The organism is Marichromatium sp. AB31, from assembly GCF_003718685.1.
Lineage (GTDB): Bacteria > Pseudomonadota > Gammaproteobacteria > Chromatiales > Chromatiaceae > Marichromatium > Marichromatium gracile.
Window position 1 is genome coordinate 58,314 of sequence record NZ_RHFI01000006.1, and the last position, 19,004, is coordinate 77,317.

Sequence of the window (19,004 nt, forward strand, 5' to 3'; positions counted from 1 at the left end):
TGAGCGGTTGCAGTGGAGTGCGGACGGCGTGAGGGGTCGAGGCTCAGGCGGTGGCGGCGTCGGTGACCAGGATCTTGGCGGCCATGCCGCCGCCGAGTGCGATCCGGGTCTCGCCGCGGGCGACGATCAGACCGCCGCCCTGGCGCTGGACGACACGCAGTTCGGCACCCTGGTTGAGCCCGAGCTCGGTGAGTCGGCGCACCAACTGGCGACCGCCCAGTAGGTTGCAGACCCGCACCAGGGTGTCGTTGTCGGCCATGGTGAGCGGATAGGAGGGGTGCGGGGACTGCTGCTGAAGGGGGAGCGAAGTCGGTGCCATGTGCATGCGGGTGCCGCCTCGTGCGTCAATAAGAATGATTCGCAGCATATTCCTCCAGCTGCTTTATTGCAAATCGTTCTCAATGACGGGGTTCGGACGGTCTCCGCGCCGATCAGCCGAGCAGCCGGGCGAGATAGAAGCCGGCGGCGCCGACCAGGGTGCACAGCACCACGCCCCACAGGGTGTCGACCAGCACCAGGCGTAGCGGCCAATCGGGCAGCGTGGCCATGTTGGTCAGCTCGTAGGTGATGTAGGTGAAGAAGCCGAAGCCGGCGGCCAGCAACAGGGTCCTGTCGAGCGAGCCCGCCTCCACGCCGGGGAGGATCGCCATCACCAGGATGCCGGCGACATAGATGAGATAGAAGGCGATGGCCGCCGGCCAGCGGGTGGTGTCGGCGAGCAGATGAGCGAGCTGGGCGCGGTAGAAGCCGCGCGCGATCACCCCCAGCCACAGCAGGTCGATGGCCATGAAGACCGTGAAGGTGAGCAGATAGAGCTTGACGACGAACCACGGACCCATGACGCGCTCCCGGGGTGATGATGGGCCTTCGTCGATGCCGGGAGGCAGCCCCCGGCCTCGGCCTCGATCAGTGTTCCGGCAGTGTCTGCAGGAAGTCGGTGAGGGTCGCGACGAAGGCCTGTGGCGACTCCTCGTGTGGCAGGTGGCCGCTGTCGGCGATGACTTCAAGCCGGGCGCCGGGGATGGCCGCGGCGATGCGCTCGCTCTCGGCGACCTTGACCGTCTGGTCGTGGGCGCCGGTGACCACGAGCGTGGGCGGCGTGACCCCGGCGAGTCGGGGTTCGAGCCCGAGCTTGCGGGTGGCGAGGAACAGCTCCCAGAAGGCGCGCGGCCAGGGGCCCTGCATCATGTCGGCGCGGAAGGCGGCGAGCACCTCGGGGTCGAGCCGCTCGGGGCGGTACCAGAAGGCGCGGATCGCCTTGTCGTAGAGCCGTGCGATCAGCCGGCCCATCAGCCAGGAGAAGAAGGGCGTGAGGGCGCGCATCAGCGGCTTGACGAAGCCGGGGATCTCGCTGGTGGCGTAACCGCTGAGGATCATCGCGTCGACCAGCGCCAGCGCCTCGACCCGCTCGGGGTGTTCGAGCGCGGTCATCAGCGCCAGGGTGCCGCCGGTGGAGTTGCCCACCAGCACCGCGCGCTCGAAGCCGAGCGCCGGGATCAGCGCAGCGATCAGCGCGCTCTGGTCGTGGGCACTGTAGCCGGGTTGGCCGTCGGCGCCGGGCAGCGGTTTGGAGCTGGCGCCGAAGGCGGGGCGGTCGAAGGCGACCACGGTGTAGCCGGCCTCGGCCAGCGGCGCCATCACCGCGCGCCAGGAGCGCAGGCTGAGGAAGCTGCCGTGCAGCAGCAACAGCAGCCGGGGGCCGTCGCCGAGACGGCGGTAGTGGAGACGGAAGCCGTTGCAGTCGATGAACCGGGCGGTGTCGGCGGCCGGGTCGGTGGGGGCGATTGGATCCATGACGATGATGCTCTCGCTCTCGGGGTTGCGGGCGGCGCCGTGGCCGCTCGGGGGGTCAGGGGGCGGGCGCCGGGGTGCGGCCGAGATAGGCGCGCGCGGTGTCCGCGTCGAGCTGGATCTGGTGCTTGAGCGCCTCGAAGGAGGCGAAGCGCTGCTCGTCGCGCAGCTTGAGACAGAACTCGACCTCGACCTGACGCCCGTAGATGTCGGCGGCGAAGTCGAACAGATGGACCTCGAGCTGATGGGCGCGCCCGTCGACCGTGGGGCGGGTGCCGATGTTGGCGACCCCGGGGCGGGGCACGGGGCCGAGTCCGTGCATCCGCACCGCGTAGACGCCGTGCAGCGGGCTGACCCGGCGGTGCAGGTCGATGTTGGCGGTGGGGAAGCCGATGGTGCGTCCGCGCTTGTCGCCGTGACCGACCCGTCCGGCGATGCGATAGGGCCGCCCGAGCAGGTGCTCGGCCTGCTCGAGATCCCCTCGGGCGAGCGCCTCGCGCACCCGGGTGCTGCTGATGCGCTCCTCGGCGTGGGTCACGGTATGGAGGTTCTCCAGGCTGAAGCCGTGTGCCGCGCCCATGCGCCGGAGCAGCGCGAAGTCGCCCGCGCGACCGTGACCGAAGCGGAAGTCGTCGCCGACGAGCAGGTGATTGACCCCCAGCCCCTCGATCAGCAGCTCGTGCACGAAGCGCTCGGCCGGCATCGCCGCGAGCCTGGGGCCGAAGCCGAGCACCATCACCCGCTCGATGCCGCAGTGGGCGATCGCCGCGAGCTTCTCGCGCAGCCGGGTGAGCCGCGCCGGCGCGGTCTCCGGCGCGAAGCACTCGAGCGGCTGCGGCTCGAAGGTGATCACGGTCGCCGGCAGCCCGAGCGCGCGCCCCTGTTCGAGCAGACGCTGGAAGATGCTGCGGTGTCCGAGGTGGACGCCGTCGAAGTTGCCGATGGTGGCGACACAGCCCCGGTCGCCGGGACGCAGGTTGTGAAGACCGCGGATAAGCCTCATGGCAGCAGTGCAGGGAACAATGGGCAAAGGTGCTGAGTATACGCGTCGTGGGGCGACGATGGGGCGTGAGAGGCTCAGCCGCCAGCGAGGGATCGAACCACAAAGGCGCCAAGGACGCCAAGGGGGTGAGACGTAGGCTGGGATGAGTGACCAAGCGAAGACCGCACGCATCGGCATCCGGCCTGTCGGTTATAGCCGCCAGCGATCAGCCCCCAGCCCGCAGCCGCCGGAGGGGAAGGGTGATCGCCATGATCATCGATTGATCCTTCCTCTCCCTTCGCGTGCTTTGCGGCTTTGCGGTTCAATCCGCTGGCCGCTGGTGTCAGCGCCGTCGCTCGGGGGCGGCGAGGTGGCGCGGCCGCACGCCGGCGAGGAGGACGAGGGCGGCGTAGAGGGTGGCGCCGGCGAGGATGGCGCCGCCGAGGTGCCAGGCCCGGTCCCAGGGGGCGAGCGCGCCCCAGTCGAGTGTGCCGAGCGCCCAGTGCAACATCCCGGCCATCGCCAGGCTGGCGCCGAGCACCGCGGCGCCGAGCGCGGGCCAGCCCGGGCGCGGGCGGTAACTGCCGTCGCGTCTCAGTGCGCGCAGCAGCAGCAGGGCGTTGAGCAGGGCCGCTAGGGTGGTGGCCAGCGCCAGTCCGGCGTGTCCGAGCGGCCCCATCAGCGCGAGGTCGAGCACCAGGTTGATCCCGAGGGCGATCAACGCGATCCGTACCGGGGTGCGGGTGTCGTGACGGGCATAGCAGCCGGGGGCGAGCACCTTGATCGCGATGAAGGCGAGCAGGCCGAGTGCATAGGCGCTCAGCGCCCTGGCGGCGTGGGTGACATCGGTGTCGCCGAAGGCGCCGGACTGGAACAGGGTGGCGATCAGCCCCTCGGCGAGCACCGCGAGCCCCACCGCCGCCGGCAGTCCGAGCAGCAGCGTCCAGCGCAGTCCCCAGTCGAGGGTAGCGGAGAAGCGTCGTGCGCTTGCCGCGCCGCTGCCACGGGTGAGTCGGGGCAGGATGACCACCCCGAGCGCGGCGGCGAGCAGCCCGAGCGGGAACTCCATCAGCCGTTCGGCGTAATAGAGCCAGGAGATGCTGCCCGGGGTGAGGAAGGAGGCGAGCAGGGTGTCGAGCAGCAGGCTGAGCTGGACCACCGAGACGCCGAGCAGCGCCGGTCCCAGGCGGCGCAGGATGCGCCGCACCACCGGCGAGTCGAGGGCGAGACGCGGGCGTGGCAGCAGGCCGAGCCGGGCGAGCGCCGGGAGCTGCAGCGCGAGCTGTGCGGCACCGCCGAGCAAGACCCCCCAGGCCAGCGCGAGCACCGGACGCTCGAGTCGGGGGGCGAGCAACAGCGCCGCGCCGATCAGCGCCAGGTTGAGCAGCACCGGGGTGAAGGCGGGTACGGCGAAGCGCTCGTGACAGTTGAGCACCGCACCGGCCAGCGCGGTGAGGCTGATCAGCAGCACATAGGGCAGGGTCAGGCGCAGCAGCTCGGCGGCGAGGGCGAGCTGGTCGGTGTCCGCGCCGAAGCCGGGGGCGAAGAGCAGGATCAACAGCGGCGCGACGAGGGTACCGAGCGCGGTGAAGAGCACCAGCAGCAGCCCCAGGGTGCCGGCGAGTTCGTCGACGAGTCGTGTCAGGCCGGCGCGCCCGCCGTGGCGACGGCGTTCCTCCAGTGCCGGTACCAGGGCTGCGGCGAAGGCGCCCTCGGCGAACAGCCGGCGGAGGAAGTTGGGGATCTTGAAGGCGACGAAGAAGGCATCGGTGGTGGCGTCGGCGCCGAAGGCACGGGCGATCACCAGATCGCGGACGAAGCCGAGGATGCGCGAGAGCAGGGTGTTGCCGCCGACCACGAGTGCTGAACCGGAGAGCGATGACACCTGGCGGGACTCCTCGTGAAATCGCACATTATAATGGCGCAAGAAGCATTTAGCGCATCAAGGTCCTTGACAATGGACAGAGATGGCGGAAGAATGCTCGGTCTTTATCCGCTCTTAAGATCAATTCGCCGGATTTCCAGGAGACCCCCGTTGGCCAACTCAGCACAAGCCCGCAAGCGCGCCCGTCAGGCCGAAACCCGCCGCCAGAGCAACATGGCGCAGCGCAGCACGTTGCGCACCTTCGTCAAGAAGGTGATCAAGGCCATCAAGGCGGGCGACAAGGAAGCAGCCGTCCAGGCCTTCCAAGACGCCGCTCCCCGTATCGATCGTGCCGCCCGCAAGGGTCTGATCCACGCCAACAAGGCCGCTCGTCACAAGAGCCGCCTGAACGCACACATCAAGGCGATGGGCTGATCCGTCGAAGCAACCGCTTCCGGCACCGAAAAAACCGGCCACTGGCCGGTTTTTTTGTGTCCGCGTCCCGGCGCTCCGGCGCCCGCTCCGGGCGCGCAGTCCGGACCTCGGGCGTACCCCATCAGGCCCGCTCGCCGGTCGGGCGCCGATAGGCAAGCGCCAGCAGCAAGGCCCCGGCGAGGATCATCGGCAGGGTGAGCAGCTGGCCCATGGTCAACCAGCCGAAGGCGAGATAGCCGAGATGGGCGTCTGGCAGGCGCACGAACTCGACACTGAAGCGCGCCGCCCCGTAGCCGACCAGGAACAGCCCGGAGACGGCCATGGTCGGGCGCGGCCGGCTGGAGAACAGCCACAGCACGACGAACAGCACCAGCCCCTCGAGCAGCGCCTCGTAGAGTTGCGAGGCGTGCACCGCCGGGCTCAACAGCGTGGTGGCCGGCTGGTCGAGACACTGGCGGGGAAACTGCTCGCAGGGCAGCTGAACCCCCCAGGGCAGATTGGTGCGGTGTCCCCAGAGTTCGCCGTTGATGAAGTTGCCGATCCGCCCGGCGAGCAGACCCAGCGGCACCAGCGGGGCGAGGAAGTCGGTGGCCTGGAAGAAGGTCAGGCCCTGGCGGCGCGAGAACAGCGCGGTGGCGATCAGCACCCCGAGCAGCCCGCCGTGGAAGGACATGCCGCCCTCCCAGACCCGGAGCAGGGCCAGCGGGTCGGCGGCTACCTGGTCGAGCCCGTAGAACAGCATGTAGCCGAGCCGCCCGCCGAGGATCACTCCGATCACCCCGTAGAAGATCAGGTCGTCGACCATGACCCCGCTCCAGCCGCTGCCGGGACGGGCGGCACGCCAGCGTCCCAGCCCCCAGGCGGCGGCGAAGCCGAGCAGGTACATCAGGCCGTACCAGTGGATCTGGAGCGGGCCGAGGGCGAGGGCGACGGGATCGATGTCGGGGTAGGTCAGCATGAGGGCGATGGTCTCACTCGGGGATGGCGGTTGGATGAATGCTCAGCGGCGCTGCTGACGGCGCGACTTGTCGGGGTTGCGCAGCAGCACGTAGAGCGCGCCGGTACCGCCGTCGCGTCGCGTCGCCGAGCAGAAGGCGAGGACCTGATCGTAGAGCCGCAGCCAGTAGTTGAGCTTCTGCTTGAGCACCGGCTGGTTGCCCGATGAACGGTAGCCCTTGCCGTGGATGATGCGCGCGCAACGGATCCGGCGATGTCCGCACTCGGCGAGGAAGTCGCCGAGCAGCGCCTTGGCGTAGGTGGCGTTGAGGCCGTGCAGGTCGACCTCGAGCCCGACCTCGATGGCGCCGCGCTGCAGCTCGCCGAGCACCCTGCGCTGGATTCCGGGGCGCGAGAACAGCAGGTACTCCGGGGTCTCGAGATTGACCTCGGAGAGTCCCGCGATGGGTTCCGGATCATCGAGCTCGGGTTCGCGCGGGCGCGGTACGGGCGGCGGTCGGCGCCGCTCGCTCGGTGGTGGCGTCTCGACCTCCAGCCGGGTGACCTCGCCGACCGTTTGCAGGAACAGCTCCACATCGGCTTGCTCGATCTGTCTCTTCATGCGGGGGTCCGGGCTGTGGGTTGTCCTGGGCATTGAATGAGGATGGCCGTGGCCAGGCGCGGGGCAGTATATCAGGGGCACGCGCCGGGGCACGGGTGTCGGCGCCGCGCCTTTTGCGTATGATCTGCGCTCATCCTGCCGCTCTGTCACCCGGTCCCTGTCCGCGTCTCCGGGGGCGTCGGCGCCGACGCTGGCGTGCCCCGTCAGCCTGTCCGCATCCATCTCAGTAATCGACAGACAACCAACGCATGAAGATCCTGGTCAGCAACGACGATGGTTATCAGTCACCCGGACTGGTGGCATTGGCCGAGGGGCTGCGCGCGCTCGGCACCGTGCACGTGGTGGCGCCCGAACGCGATCGCAGCGGCGCCAGCAATTCGCTGACGCTCGACGTCCCGCTGCGCGTCAGGCGCCGGCCCAACGGCTACATGAGTGTCGACGGCACGCCGACCGACTGCGTGCATCTGGCGCTCACCGGGCTGCCCGAGATCGAGCCCGATATCGTGGTTGCCGGGATCAATCACGGCCCCAACCTGGGTGACGACGTGATCTACTCCGGCACCGTCGCCGCCGCGACCGAGGGACGCTTCCTCGGGCTGCCGGCGATCGCGGTGTCGAGCGCGGTGCATGCGCCGCGTCATCTCGACAGCGCCGCGCGGGTCGCCGTCGAGCTGGTGTCGCGACTGCGCGAGCGGCCGCTCGAACCGAACCTGATCCTCAACGTCAATGTGCCGGATCTGCCCTATGAGTCGCTCGCCGGCTTTCGCGCGACGCGTCTGGGGCAGCGTCACAAGGCCGAGCCGGTGGTCGCCGCGCAGGATCCGCGCGGACGGACCATCTACTGGGTGGGGCCGGCCGGCCCGGAGCAGGACGCGGGCGTCGGCACCGATTTCCATGCCGTGCGCAATGGCTTCGTCTCGATCACGCCGCTGCAGGTCGACCTGACCCGACACAGTGCGCTCGAGACCCTTGATCGATGGCTGGACGGCGAACGCCGTTGAGCGTCTGTCGCCCCACCCCTTGTCTATCGCGCGTCGACACCCATTGAAGGATGACTGGAGGCGACACTGTGGTGACTTGTCCCCGAGGAATGGCCCCCGACCGTACCCCGAGCAGGCGCTCCGGGGTCGGGTGGCTGGTGCTGCTGGCGCTGGTCTCGGCGCTCGGGCTCGGTGGTTGCGGCTCGACCGGGCCGGCGCCGGTCTATGACTGGGACTGGCAGGGTCCGGTTCCCGACGGCTTCTATCTGGTGCGCCCCGGCGACACCCTCGGCGAGATCGCCGCGCGACGCGGCCAGCGGCTGCGCGCCCTGGCCGAGTGGAACCGACTCGAGGCGCCTTACACCATCTATGCCGGGACCCTGCTGCGGATCGACCCCCCGACCGGTGCACGGGCCCGTTCCGGTCCTCCGGCACGCGCCGTGACGCAGCACGCCGGCGCCGACAAGGCGACGACACCGCCCCGTCGGCCGTCGTCGTCCAGGCCGGTGGTCGCGCGCGTCGACACCAGCCCGGCGGGCGCGCCGGGGAGTCGTCGGGCCGCTTCCGGGGTGGACTGGGAGTGGCCGATCGACGGTCCCGTGGTGCAGGACTTCCGCAACGCCGACCGCACCCGCCAGGGGATCCGCATCGGTGGTCGCGTGGGTCTGCAGGTGCGTGCCGCGGCACCCGGCAAGGTGGTCTACAGCGGTAGTGGACTCAAGGGATACGGCAACCTTATCATCGTCAAGCACAGCGAGAAGTATCTGAGCGCGTACGGATTCAACCGCAAGCTGTTCGTCAAGGAAGGGGCGCAGGTCAAGCGCGGCCAGCCCCTGGCCGAGATCGGACAGTCCCCGGATGGCGCCTATCTGTTGCATTTCGAGATTCGCCGCCACGGCACGGCTGTCGATCCGGTACTCTACTTGCCCGTGCGTAAACAACCCCGTTGATTCAACGGAGGGAGAGGTGGATGCCAACCGCCAAAGGTCGACAGGCCCACGACAACCCCAACGCGACCGAGGACGATGTCCCGGTCTCGGGCTATGAGCGTGACGACGAGGATGGTCAGGAAGAGGGTCGCGACTCTGACACTGTCGATCAGAGCGACGCTGAAAACGATGGTGACAGCGACGGGGCGGGCGAACGGGCGCGCAGTGCGACGACCGCCCGCCTGCCATCGAGTGACGCCGACTTCGACGCCACCCGGCTCTATCTGAACGAGATCGGCGGCTCGAAGCTGCTCACCGCCGAGGAAGAGGTGCACTACGCGCGCCTGGCGCAGGCCGGAGACAATGCCGCGCGTCAGCGGATGATCGTGAGCAACCTGCGGCTGGTGGTGAAGATCGCCCGGCGCTATCTCAATCGCGGTCTGCCGCTGCTCGACCTCATCGAGGAAGGCAACCTCGGGTTGATCCGCGCGGTCGAGAAGTTCGACCCCGAGCGTGGCTTTCGCTTCTCGACCTACGCGACCTGGTGGATCCGTCAGACCATCGAGCGGGCGATCATGAATCAAACCCGCACCGTGCGCCTGCCGATTCATGTGGTCAAGGAGATCAACGTCTATCTCAAGGCCGCACGCCAGCTCGCCCAGCAGCTCGATCACGAGCCGACCACCGAGGACATCGCCGAGCTGCTCGATCGTCCGATCACCGAGGTCAAGCGCATGCTCGGGCTCAACGAGCGCATCGCCTCGGTCGATACCCCCTTCAGCAAGGATGCCGACAAACCGCTCGTCGACATGCTCCAGGACGAGGGCGCCGACGACCCCACCGAACGCATCCAGGACACCGATATCCAGACCAATCTGGAGCACTGGCTGGGCAAGCTCAACGACAAGCAGCGCGAGGTCGTCGAGCGCCGTTTCGGGCTGCACGGCTATGAGCACTCGACCCTGGAGAGCGTCGCCCAGGAGCTCGGTGTGACCCGTGAGCGGGTGCGTCAGATCCAGATGGACGCGTTGCGCCGGCTGCGTGACATCCTCGAGAAGGAAGGGTTCTCGGTCGACGCGTTTTTCAAATAGTGTTCCTCGTGCATTGAGCACTTTTCGTGACGGTTGCGACATGCCCTGCGTCTTGTCGCATGCCTTTGTGTTTGCTGCACCGATGTGGAATATTGGGCCTTGGCGCTGCGTGGCCACTGCGTGAACGGACGATCTTCGTTGTCGCCGCGTCGTTGATTCGTGTTGCTCCCGCTCCAGTTTCTCCCGGTGTCGTCGTCATGGAACAGTGTCCGCAGTGTGGAAGCTACAACACCCGCAAGTCGCGCTTGCAGTCCGGTGGGCGGAGGGCACGCCCCTGGTTTCGATCCTGGTTTCGCTGCTGTGACTGTGGTGCGCGCTTCCTGAGTACCGACTACCTGCTCATCCAGCAGTGGGCGATGGCTGGCATCGCCCTGGCGGTGATCGGGGGCGCGGGGGTGTGGGCGGCGCTGCGCCAGCCCGATGGCGGCGCGGTCGAACGTGAGCGCCCCGCGTCGGAGGACCCGGTGCTGGCCGTCCTGGCGCCCGAGCCCTATGGTTTTTCGCTTCCCTACGCCAATCCCGAACTGCTGGCAGCGGCCGAGTCCGGCGATGCCGAGGCGCAGTACCAGCTGGGGTTGGCGATCGTGCAGCGGCACTGGGAGCGTGGCGAGCAGCGTCGTCTCGGCGAGGCCGCCGAGTGGGTCGCCAAGGCCGCCGAACAGGGGCACGTGCGCGCCCAGTTGGTGATGGGCGGACTCTACGAGAAGGGACGCGGGGTGATCCAGGACTACGAGTTGGCGCTCGCCTGGTATCGGCGCGCCGCCGCCCAGGGTAATCCCCAGGCGATGGCGCGACTGGGGCGGATGCTGCGTACCGGTCGTGGTGTCGAGAAGAACCTGGTCGAGGCCTATGTCTGGCTGAATCTCGCCTCGGCGCGCGGCGATCCCCATGCCGAGATCGATCGTGACCGGCTGCGCCGCATGCTCTCGACCGAGGAGGTCAATCGCGCCCAGGATCGTTCGCGCCATATCGATCGCGACCTGCCACACCCCACCGGCCCCGTCCAGCCACTGCCGCTCGGCTTCTAGTCCTCGGCGCCATCGCTTGCGCCCTTGCCGACGAGCGGTGCTCCCCGATCCGTCGCGCCGCCCTTGTGCGCATGCCGGGATGGACGCAACTTCTCCGTGTGTGATCCCGCTCCCGCCCGGTTCGCGGCGGCAGTCTTGCAACCGCGCTCGCCGCTGCCAGCGCTTGGAGGACGGCGGTGGGAATTACCTGAGCGTTTTGGTTGACTTTGGGGCGCGGATCCAGTGTTATTTGCTCGGCGGTGTCGGGGCCGACGGCAGCGGATGGATCGGCTTCGAGTCGACCGTCGGGGCGTGATCGGTGGCATCGCCGGGACGCCCGAGCAGGGTGGTGCGCGTTCGCACCTCGGGAGTCGTCACGGATGCGGCGCTTCCCGGCTCATCCATCGTCGTGTCCAGAGGAGCCGTTATGGATGCCAATCTGGAGCAGAAATACGACCTCGACGTCGTACGCTGGTTCACGGTCATGGCCGTGGTCTATCTGGTCGTCGGTGCCGCCGTCGGGGTCTACATCGCCTCCGAGCTTGCCTGGCCGGCGCTGAACTTCGACTCCCCCTATCTCTCCTTCGGGCGGCTGCGCCCGCTCCACACCAACGCCGTTATCTTCGCCTTCGGCGGCTGTACCCTGATGGCCACCGCCTTCTACACCGTGCAACGCACCTGCGGGGTGCGGTTGTGGAGTCCGCGGCTGGCGCGCTTCACCTTCTGGGGCTGGAACCTGGTGATCCTGCTGGCGGTGATCACCCTGCCGCTGGGGCTGACCCAGTCGAAGGAGTACGCCGAGCTGGAGTGGCCGATCGACATCCTCATCGCGGTGGTGTGGCTGGCCTTCACCATCAACTTCATCATGACCATCGCCCGGCGCAGGACCTCGCACATCTATGTGTCGAACTGGTTCTTCCTCGGCATGATGGTGATGATCGTCTATCTCCACGTGGTCAACAGCCTCGCCATCCCGGTCGGGCTGTTCAAGTCCTACTCGATCTTCTCCGGGGTGCAGGACGCGATGATCCAGTGGTGGTGGGGGCACAACGCCGTCGGCTTCTATCTCACCGCCGGCTTCCTCGGCATCATGTATTACTTCGTGCCCAAGCAGGCCGGTCGTCCGGTCTACTCCTATCGCCTCTCGGTGATCCACTTCTGGTCGCTGATGTTCGGCTACGTCTGGCTCGGCGCCCATCATCTGCAGTACACCGCGCTGCCCGACTGGACCGGCTCGCTCGGTGCGGCGGTCTCGATCGCCATGATCATCCCCTCCTGGGGCGGGGCGGTGAACGGCATGATGACCCTCTCCGGGGCCTGGGACCGGTTGCGCACCGACTATGTGCTGCGCTTCCTGATCATCGCCCTGGCCTTCTACGCGATGTCGACCTTCGAGGGACCGGTGATGTCGCTGAAGACCGTCAACGCGCTCTCGCACTACACCGACTGGACCATCGGTCACGTCCACTCCGGGGCGCTCGGCTGGGTCGCCGGTATCTCCATCGGCGCCATCTACCACCTGATGACCCGGCTCTATCACACCGAGATGTACTCGATACGGCTGATCAACCTGCACTTCTGGACCGCCACCATCGGCACCGTGATCTATATCGTCGCGATGTGGGTCTCGGGGATCATGCAGGGGCTGATGTGGCGCGCCTATGACGAGTACGGGACCCTCGCCTACACCTTCGTCGAGTCGGTCGACGCCATGCATCCCTATTACGCGATGCGCGCCACCGGCGGCATGATCTTCCTGTTCGGCGCCGTGATCATGCTGTTCAACGTGCTGATGACCGTGCGCAAGTCGCTCGCCGAGGGCAATCTCGATCGTGCCCGCGCGCTGCCGGCGCCGGCCTGAACCGGAGTTGTCCCATGAGCAGGCAGAAGACCAAGCCGAAGAGCTTCCAGGAGTGGATGGAAGTCAATATCTGGGGGCTGCTGATCGTGCTCGCCCTGGTGCTGTCGGTCGGCGGGCTGGTGGAGATCGTGCCGCTGTTCTACATGAAGAACACCATGGAGCACGCGCGTTTCCCCGAGATCGTCTGGGCCAAGGCCGGCGAGGCCCCGATCGTCACCGTCGACGCCGACGGGCGCGAGCAGTGGAACTGGACCGCGGGCGAGGGGGTGCGACCCTACACCCCGCTGGAGCTGGTCGGGCGTGATATCTACCAGCGCGAGGGCTGCTACACCTGTCACTCGCAGATGGTGCGCCCCTTCCGCGACGAGAAGGAGCGCTACGGTCACTACTCGCTCGCCTCCGAGTCGATGTTCGACCACCCCTTCCAGTGGGGCTCCAAGCGCACCGGGCCGGACCTGGCGCGGGTCGGCGGCAAGTACTCCGACGCCTGGCACCGCCAGCACCTGCGCGACCCGCGTGCGGTGGTGCCCGAGTCGGTGATGCCCGGCTATCCCTGGCTCGATACCCGCTACCCCAGCGGCTGGCGGATCCAGTGGCACATGCGCGGGCTGCGCTCGCTCGGCGTGCCCTACACCGAGGCCGACATCGAGGCCGCCCCGGCGCTGCTCGAGGGCAAGACCGAGATGGACGCCCTGGTGGCCTATCTGCAGGTGCTCGGCACCATGGTCGCACTCGACGAGGCCAAGACCTACCGTGAATAGCCTCAGCGATTACTTCCACACCGACTGGCAGGCGATGACGGTCAACGACTGGGTCGGCACCATCCTCACCGTGGTGGTCTTCGTGCTGATGGTGGTGGCCTACTTCCTGGTCTTCCGCCCGAAGAACCGCGACCGTCTCGAGTCCATGAAGCACATCCCCTTCGATGACGACGACGACGAAGGCACGGGAGCGCGCGATGGCCGACCATAACCCCTTCCCCGGCGAGAACAACACCGGTCATATCTGGGACAGCGACCTGCGCGAGCTGCAGAACCCGCCGCCGCGCTGGTGGATGATCGGCTTCTGGACCTCGATCCTGTGGGTGATCGGCTACACCATCCTCTACCCGAGCTGGCCGGTGGGCGAGGAGCCCACCCCCGGCATCCTCGGCTGGACCCAGATCGAGGAGTACGAGCGGGGGGTGGCGCAGATCGAGGCGCGGCGCGCCGAGTTCGAGTCACGCATCGGCGCGCTCGGGGTCGAGGAGATCCTCGCCGACCCCGGGCTCACCCAGTACACCCTGGCCTCGGCCAAGGTGCTGTTCGGCGACAACTGCGCCGCCTGTCACGGCAGCGGCGGTCAGGGCAACCCCGGCTATCCGGTGCTCGCTGACGACGACTGGCTCTATGGCGGCAGCACCGCCAAGCTCACCGAGACCATCACCCAGGGGCGCAAGGGCAACATGCTGGCGCACCAGGACATCCTCAGCGCCGAGGAGGTCGACACCCTGGCGCGCTGGACGGTCGAGATGAGCCAGGGCGAGCCGGGCAGCGAGGCCGGTTGGCAGCTGTTCTCGACCAAGGGCTGCAGCGGCTGTCATGGTCCGACGGCCAACGGCGTGCTCGCCGAGCTGCCCGGCGGCGAGGTGATCACCGTCGGCGCGGCCGATCTCACCGACCGCATCTGGCGCTTCGAGCCCGGCGGTTACGAGAGCGCGCGCCATACCATCCTCTACGGCGTCAACCAGTCCGGGGTGGAGCAGACCCGCGAGGCGGTGATGCCCGCCTTCGGGCCGACCGCGCGGGTCGAGGACGTCGAGATCCGCCGTCTCGATCCCCAGGAGATCAAGAAGCTGGTGGTCTACGTGCGCCTGCTCGGCGGTGGTCTCTGAGACGCCGGTGCTTGGTCATGGGGTGCCGCGCCCCAATGCTCTGACGGGTACGCTGCCCCTGACCGCCGAGTCGTGGGGCATCAATCGGGGCGGTCGTGCCCCGTCGCAGCGGGGTCTCGCCCCGAGGGATGTCGATGAGTAGCCGAGATCGCGCCACCGAGGTCGAGGGTCTGTACGCCGAGGCCGCGCAGTGGCATGTCAACGCCGGCGGCGAGACCATCCACGCCAAGCGGCTGGCGGGTCGCTGGCGCACCTTCAAGTGGCTCACCGCCTCGGTCTGGCTGGTGTTCTTCCTCGGACCCTATGTGCGCTGGGACGGTCGTCAGGCGGTGCTCTTCGACATCCCCAACCGTCAGTACCACCTGTTCGGCGCCACCGTGCTGCCGCAGGACTTCTGGATGCTGTCGCTGCTGCTGCTGTTCTTCGCCATCCTGCTGGCGGTGGTGACGGCGGTGGTGGGGCGCGCCTGGTGCGGGTATTTCTGCTTCCAGACGGTGTGGACCGATGTCTTCACCTGGATCGAGGAACGCCTCGAGGGACCGCCGGCAGCGCGCCGTCGGCTCGACCAGGCGCCGTTCGCCGTCAGGCTGCGGGCGCGCCTGCCCAAGCACCTGCTGTGGCTGGTGATCGGCTGGTTCACCGGCTTCAGCTTCGTCGCCTGGTTCGTCGATGCGCCAACGCTGTGGTGGACCTTCTTCACCGGCGAGGCCGGGGTTGCGGCCTATGTCACCGTGGCCCTGTTCACCGCCGGTACCTATGTGCTCGCCGGCTTTCTGCGCGAACAGGTCTGCTTCTGGCTCTGTCCCTATGCGCGCATCCAGGGGGTGATGCTCGATCCCACCACCCTGGTGCCGGCCTATGACACCGGGCGTGGCGAGCCGCGCGGACGGTTGCGGCGGGGCGGCGAGGCCGCCGCCGGGCAGGGCGACTGCATCGACTGCAACCAGTGCGTCGCGGTCTGTCCCACCGGGGTCGACATCCGCCAGGGGCAGCAGGAGGGCTGCATCACCTGCGCGCTGTGCATCGACGCCTGCGATCAGGTGATGGACAAGGTCGGTAAGGCGCGCGGACTGATCCGCTACGCCTCGCTCGACGAACTCGAGGGACGACAGACCCGGCCCCTGGCACTGCGCCCGCGGGTCTGGCTCTATGGCGGCATCCTCACCCTGGCGCTCGCCGGGATCGTCTACGGTCTGGCCTCGCTCGCCGCGCTCGATCTCAAGGTGCTGCACGAGCGCGCGCCGCTGTTCGTGCGTCTGAGCGACGGTTCGATCCAGAACCGCTATACCCTCAAACTGCTCAACAAGACCCCGGACCCGCTCGCCGTCGAGATCCGGGTGAGCGGACCGCCCGGGCTCGAGGTGAGCGGGCTGGAGCGGCCGATCCAGGCCGCCGCCGGGGTGGTGACCCCGGCGCTGGTGTTCGTGCGGGTGCCGGAGTCGGCGCTCGCCGCCGAGCAGCAGCCGGTGGTCTTCCATGCCGAGGCGCGCCGTCGCGACGGCCAGCGGCTCGACACCGCGCGCGAGAGCGTGTTCATCGCCCCCGCGCCCTGAGTTGCCGTGCCCGTCCCGACGGGTGCGGAGGAGGTCAAGATGCCGATACAGTCGGGCGCCGTCCATCCGGCGCAACCCCTCCCGGCCTGGCGCAGCCCCTGGGTGATCGCCTGGGTCGGGCTGATCGTGGTGGTGTTGCTGGTCAACCTGCTGATGGTCTATCTCGCCGTCGCCACCAACCCCGGTCTGGTCAACGCCGACTACTACGAGCGCGGTCAGGACTACGAGCGCACCCTGGTCTCGCGTCGCGCGCGCGATCCGGGTTGGGTGATGCAGGCCGACATCCCGCCGCTGCAGCCGGGGCGCGTCGAGGCGATCCGGCTGTTCCTGGTCGATCGCGCCGGCCAGCCGGTCGAGGCCGACGCCGTCACCCTCCACGCCTATCGCCCGGCCGACGCCGCGCGCGACTTCAGCGTACCGATGCGCCGCGAGGGCGCGGGGCGCTATGTCGCCGAGGTCGCCTTCCCGCTGCCCGGGGTCTGGGACACCCTGATCGCCGTGGGGCACGGCGAGGACGAGTACAGCCTCGACCAGCGTCTCGAGGTCGGCACGCGCTGACGCCTGGGCGATGGACGCGATCATCGAGGAGCATGCGCCGACGACCGGGGAGGCGCCCGCGCGCTGCCATCACTGCGGTCTGCCGATCGGGCCCGGCGGTGGCGAGCGGGCACGGATCGCCGGGGTCGAGCGCCGCTTCTGTTGCAGCGGTTGCAAGGGGGTGTGCGAGGCGATCCATGCCGCCGGGCTCGAGGGCTTCTATCGCCGTACCGGCGCCGACGAGCTGCTGGCGCCGCCGCCCGAGCCGCCGCGCGACCTCGAGCACTACGATCTCGATGCGGTGCAGCAGGCCTTCACCGACACCAGCGCGCGCTGCCGCGACATCCAGCTCCAGGTCGAGGGCATCCACTGCGCCGCCTGCGTGTGGCTGATCGAGAACGGTCTGCAGTCGCTGCCCGGGGTCGAGGAGGCGCGGGTCAACCTCACCGGACGGCGGCTGCGACTGCGCTGGGACAGCGAGCGGCTGCGCCTGTCGCGGGTGCTCGCGCGGCTCGCCGCGCTCGGCTATGCCGCCGTCCCCTTCGACCCGGAGGCCGCCGAGGGTGCGCTGGCGCGCGAGAACCGCGACCTGCTGTTCCGTCTCGCCTGGGCCGGGTTCGCGATGATGAACCTGCTGTGGATCTCGATCGCGCTCTACAGCGGCGCCGATCAGGGCGAGTTCCGCGGGCTCTTCCACTGGCTCGGGTTCGCCCTGGCCACCCCGACCCTGCTCTATTCGGGCGCACCCTTCTTCCGTGGCGCCTGGGCCGGGCTGCGCCACGCCCGACTGGGCATGGACCTGCCGATCGCCATCGGGGTCAGCGTCACCTACGGCTATTCGCTCGCCGTCACCCTGGGGTTGGGCGACCAAGGTCACGTCTACTGGGACACCGTGGTCAACTTCCTCTTCGTGATCCTGCTCGGGCGTTATCTCGAGGCGCTCTCGCGACGACGCGCGGTGGCCTCGACCCAACGCCTGTTCGACCTCCAGCCCCGGGTGGCGACGGTGCTCGACGTGCACGGCGAGCCGTGCCTGGTTGCGGTGCGCGCGATCACCCCGGGGATGACGGTGCTGGTGCGTCCCGGCGAGCGCATCGCCGTCGACGGCGAGGTCATCGCCGGCGAGAGCGGCGTCGATGAATCGATGCTCAGCGGCGAGTCGCGCCCGGTCGCCAAGGGGCCGGGCGCGACGGTCGCCGCCGGTACCCTCAACGGCGCCGGCGCGTTGCGGTTGCGCGTCGGCGGGGTGCTCGCCGAGACCGCGCTGGGGCGGATCATCGCCCTGGTCGAGTCGGCGCAGAGTTCGCGCGCACCGATCCAGCGTCTCGCCGACCGGGTGGTGCCCTGGTTCGTCGCCGCCACCCTGGGGCTGGCGCTCGTCACCTTCATGATCTGGGTACGTCACGACCTCGAGTCGGCGCTGATGGCGGCGACCGCGGTGCTGATCGTCACCTGTCCCTGCGCCTTCGGGCTGGCCACGCCGATGGCCGTGGCGGTGGCCTCGGGGCGGGGGGCGGCGCGCGGCATCCTGATCAAGCACGGCGCGGTGCTCGAACGGCTCTCGGCGATCCGTCATCTGGTCTTCGACAAGACCGGCACCCTCACCGAGGGCCGGGCGCGGGTGGTGGCGTTGCGTACCCCCGATGAGGACTGGCGCGCACCCGAGACCGGGCTGACCGAGGCGCAGCGCGCGGCCCTGGCCGCGCTCGGCGCGCTCGAGCAGCACTCCGAGCACCCGCTGGCGCGCGCCGTGGTCGCCTGTTGCGCGGCGCTCGGCGTGGCGCACGGCGGGCTGCCGGTCACGGGGTTCGTCGCGCTGCCCGGTCGCGGGGTACGGGGGCGGGTGGCAGGGCGGGAGGTGCTCGCCGGCAGCGCCGAGTGGCTGGCCGGGGCGGGTGTGGCGCTGCCCGAGGGCGAGCCCGGCGAGGTCTGTTGCGCGATCGACGGCGAACTGGTGCTGGCGCTGCGTATCGAGGACCGGCTGCGCGCCGATGCCGTGCAGGCGTTGGCGCGGTTACGCGCCGCGGGGCTGCGCCTGACCCTGCTCAGCGGCGATCGCGCGGCGCGCGCGCGCGCCGTGGCCGAGCGTCTCGGCGGCATGGCGACCATCGCCGAGGTGCTGCCCGAGGACAAGGCGCGGGTGGTCGAGCGGCTGCGCGCCGAGGGCGCGGCGGTGGCCATGGTCGGCGATGGCGTCAACGACGCCCCGGCGCTGGTGGCCGCCGATGTCGGCATCGCCATGGGCAGCGGCACCGATGTCTCGATCGAGTGCGCCGACATCGTGCTGATGGCGGGCGAACTCGAACGCGTGGCGGAGGCCGTGGTGCTGGCGCGGCGCACCCTGCGCGCGATCCGCCAGAACATCGCCATCTCGATGACCTACAACCTGATCATGGTGCCGCTGGCGATGGCCGGTATCATCACCCCGCTGATCGCCGCGGTGTCGATGCCGCTCAGCTCGCTGGCGGTGATCGCCAACTCTGCGCGTATCCGCCCCGGTCTCGACGACTCACCGGGACCGGCGCGCGCACCTCGCTGATTCG

The 19,004-nt window shown here is 69.0% G+C and carries 19 protein-coding genes; 12 read left to right on the forward strand and 7 right to left on the reverse strand.

Annotated elements, in window-relative coordinates; translation table 11 throughout:
• Positions 1–43 precede the first annotated feature (43 nt).
• The 5 genes from EBL84_RS06585 to murJ form a co-directional block, all read right to left on the reverse strand.
• Complete coding sequence (locus tag EBL84_RS06585; protein ID WP_123140086.1) at positions 44–325, reverse strand: FeoA family protein; 282 nt, start codon at positions 323–325, stop codon at positions 44–46.
• Positions 326–431: 106 nt separating this feature from the next.
• Positions 432–839 carry a DUF2177 family protein gene (locus EBL84_RS06590; protein ID WP_123140087.1) on the reverse strand — a complete coding sequence of 136 codons (408 nt, stop codon included), beginning with the start codon at positions 837–839 and terminating at the stop codon, positions 432–434.
• Positions 840–906: 67 nt separating this feature from the next.
• Positions 907–1,794: an alpha/beta fold hydrolase gene (locus EBL84_RS06595; RefSeq protein WP_123140088.1), complete on the reverse strand. Its 888-nt coding sequence runs from the start codon at positions 1,792–1,794 to the stop codon at positions 907–909.
• A gap of 55 nt (positions 1,795–1,849) precedes the next feature.
• Positions 1,850–2,794, reverse strand: coding sequence for a bifunctional riboflavin kinase/FAD synthetase (gene ribF / locus EBL84_RS06600; protein ID WP_123140089.1), 945 nt, complete (start codon positions 2,792–2,794; stop codon positions 1,850–1,852).
• Positions 2,795–3,116: 322 nt separating this feature from the next.
• Complete coding sequence (gene murJ, locus EBL84_RS06605; RefSeq protein ID WP_123140090.1) at positions 3,117–4,658, reverse strand: murein biosynthesis integral membrane protein MurJ; 1,542 nt, start codon at positions 4,656–4,658, stop codon at positions 3,117–3,119.
• Positions 4,659–4,808: 150 nt separating this feature from the next.
• Between murJ and rpsT the strand changes: the two genes are divergently transcribed.
• Positions 4,809–5,072, forward strand: a complete 264-nt coding sequence (gene rpsT / locus EBL84_RS06610) for a 30S ribosomal protein S20 (RefSeq protein ID WP_123140091.1) — start codon at positions 4,809–4,811, stop codon at positions 5,070–5,072.
• Between the two features lie 121 nt (positions 5,073–5,193).
• On the opposite strand, the gene lgt is transcribed toward rpsT, so the two are convergent.
• Together lgt and EBL84_RS06620 are read right to left on the reverse strand one after the other, a co-directional pair.
• Positions 5,194–6,030: a prolipoprotein diacylglyceryl transferase gene (gene lgt / locus EBL84_RS06615; protein ID WP_123140092.1), complete on the reverse strand. Its 837-nt coding sequence runs from the start codon at positions 6,028–6,030 to the stop codon at positions 5,194–5,196.
• Positions 6,031–6,072: 42 nt separating this feature from the next.
• Positions 6,073–6,630: a Smr/MutS family protein gene (locus EBL84_RS06620; protein ID WP_123140093.1), complete on the reverse strand. Its 558-nt coding sequence runs from the start codon at positions 6,628–6,630 to the stop codon at positions 6,073–6,075.
• Between the two features lie 248 nt (positions 6,631–6,878).
• Here EBL84_RS06620 and surE point away from each other — a divergent pair, with 248 nt between their 5' ends.
• From surE to EBL84_RS06675, 11 genes are all read left to right on the forward strand, one after another.
• On the forward strand, positions 6,879–7,631 hold the full coding sequence (surE, locus tag EBL84_RS06625; RefSeq protein WP_123140094.1) for a 5'/3'-nucleotidase SurE: 753 nt from the start codon (positions 6,879–6,881) through the stop codon (positions 7,629–7,631).
• 68 nt (positions 7,632–7,699) lie between these two features.
• Positions 7,700–8,560, forward strand: coding sequence for a peptidoglycan DD-metalloendopeptidase family protein (locus EBL84_RS06630; RefSeq protein WP_123140095.1), 861 nt, complete (start codon positions 7,700–7,702; stop codon positions 8,558–8,560).
• A 20-nt stretch (positions 8,561–8,580) separates the two neighbouring features.
• On the forward strand, positions 8,581–9,630 hold the full coding sequence (gene rpoS, locus EBL84_RS06635; RefSeq protein ID WP_123140096.1) for an RNA polymerase sigma factor RpoS: 1,050 nt from the start codon (positions 8,581–8,583) through the stop codon (positions 9,628–9,630).
• 197 nt (positions 9,631–9,827) lie between these two features.
• The gene (locus EBL84_RS06640) at positions 9,828–10,658 is read left to right on the forward strand and encodes an SEL1-like repeat protein (RefSeq protein WP_165913453.1); all 831 of its coding nucleotides are present in this window, start codon (positions 9,828–9,830) and stop codon (positions 10,656–10,658) included.
• A gap of 406 nt (positions 10,659–11,064) precedes the next feature.
• Positions 11,065–12,498: a cytochrome-c oxidase, cbb3-type subunit I gene (gene ccoN, locus EBL84_RS06645; protein ID WP_123140098.1), complete on the forward strand. Its 1,434-nt coding sequence runs from the start codon at positions 11,065–11,067 to the stop codon at positions 12,496–12,498.
• 14 nt (positions 12,499–12,512) lie between these two features.
• Positions 12,513–13,259: a cytochrome-c oxidase, cbb3-type subunit II gene (gene ccoO, locus EBL84_RS06650; RefSeq protein WP_123140099.1), complete on the forward strand. Its 747-nt coding sequence runs from the start codon at positions 12,513–12,515 to the stop codon at positions 13,257–13,259.
• Positions 13,252–13,470 carry a CcoQ/FixQ family Cbb3-type cytochrome c oxidase assembly chaperone gene (locus EBL84_RS06655; protein ID WP_123140100.1) on the forward strand — a complete coding sequence of 73 codons (219 nt, stop codon included), beginning with the start codon at positions 13,252–13,254 and terminating at the stop codon, positions 13,468–13,470. The genes ccoO and EBL84_RS06655 overlap by 8 nt, the downstream gene beginning before the upstream one ends.
• Positions 13,457–14,371, forward strand: coding sequence for a cytochrome-c oxidase, cbb3-type subunit III (gene ccoP, locus EBL84_RS06660; RefSeq protein WP_123140101.1), 915 nt, complete (start codon positions 13,457–13,459; stop codon positions 14,369–14,371). Before EBL84_RS06655 ends, ccoP begins: the two co-directional genes overlap by 14 nt.
• 134 nt (positions 14,372–14,505) lie before the next feature.
• Positions 14,506–15,924 (forward strand): cytochrome c oxidase accessory protein CcoG, encoded by a 1,419-nt coding sequence (gene ccoG, locus EBL84_RS06665; protein ID WP_123140175.1) that lies wholly within the window; start codon positions 14,506–14,508, stop codon positions 15,922–15,924.
• Between the two features lie 39 nt (positions 15,925–15,963).
• Positions 15,964–16,482, forward strand: a complete 519-nt coding sequence (locus tag EBL84_RS06670) for a FixH family protein (protein ID WP_123140102.1) — start codon at positions 15,964–15,966, stop codon at positions 16,480–16,482.
• A gap of 10 nt (positions 16,483–16,492) precedes the next feature.
• Positions 16,493–19,000: a heavy metal translocating P-type ATPase gene (locus EBL84_RS06675; RefSeq protein ID WP_123140103.1), complete on the forward strand. Its 2,508-nt coding sequence runs from the start codon at positions 16,493–16,495 to the stop codon at positions 18,998–19,000.
• The last annotated feature ends 4 nt before the right edge of the window (positions 19,001–19,004 follow it).

Bases quoted from the DNA above. Each gene is read 5' to 3' on its own strand.
- EBL84_RS06620 (WP_123140093.1), bottom strand. From the start codon at position 6,630: ATGAAGAGACAGATCGAGCAAGCCGATGTGGAGCTGTTCCTGCAAACG.
- EBL84_RS06590 (WP_123140087.1), bottom strand. From the start codon at position 839: ATGGGTCCGTGGTTCGTCGTCAAGCTCTATCTGCTCACCTTCACGGTC.
- surE (WP_123140094.1), top strand. From the start codon at position 6,879: ATGAAGATCCTGGTCAGCAACGACGATGGTTATCAGTCACCCGGACTG.
- ccoG (WP_123140175.1), top strand. From the start codon at position 14,506: ATGAGTAGCCGAGATCGCGCCACCGAGGTCGAGGGTCTGTACGCCGAG.
- EBL84_RS06595 (WP_123140088.1), bottom strand. From the start codon at position 1,794: ATGGATCCAATCGCCCCCACCGACCCGGCCGCCGACACCGCCCGGTTC.
- EBL84_RS06675 (WP_123140103.1), top strand. From the start codon at position 16,493: ATGGACGCGATCATCGAGGAGCATGCGCCGACGACCGGGGAGGCGCCC.
- EBL84_RS06670 (WP_123140102.1), top strand. From the start codon at position 15,964: ATGCCGATACAGTCGGGCGCCGTCCATCCGGCGCAACCCCTCCCGGCC.
- EBL84_RS06640 (WP_165913453.1), top strand. From the start codon at position 9,828: ATGGAACAGTGTCCGCAGTGTGGAAGCTACAACACCCGCAAGTCGCGC.
- ribF (WP_123140089.1), bottom strand. From the start codon at position 2,794: ATGAGGCTTATCCGCGGTCTTCACAACCTGCGTCCCGGCGACCGGGGC.
- lgt (WP_123140092.1), bottom strand. From the start codon at position 6,030: ATGCTGACCTACCCCGACATCGATCCCGTCGCCCTCGCCCTCGGCCCG.
- ccoN (WP_123140098.1), top strand. From the start codon at position 11,065: ATGGATGCCAATCTGGAGCAGAAATACGACCTCGACGTCGTACGCTGG.
- EBL84_RS06585 (WP_123140086.1), bottom strand. From the start codon at position 325: ATGCACATGGCACCGACTTCGCTCCCCCTTCAGCAGCAGTCCCCGCAC.
- ccoO (WP_123140099.1), top strand. From the start codon at position 12,513: ATGAGCAGGCAGAAGACCAAGCCGAAGAGCTTCCAGGAGTGGATGGAA.
- ccoP (WP_123140101.1), top strand. From the start codon at position 13,457: ATGGCCGACCATAACCCCTTCCCCGGCGAGAACAACACCGGTCATATC.
- rpoS (WP_123140096.1), top strand. From the start codon at position 8,581: ATGCCAACCGCCAAAGGTCGACAGGCCCACGACAACCCCAACGCGACC.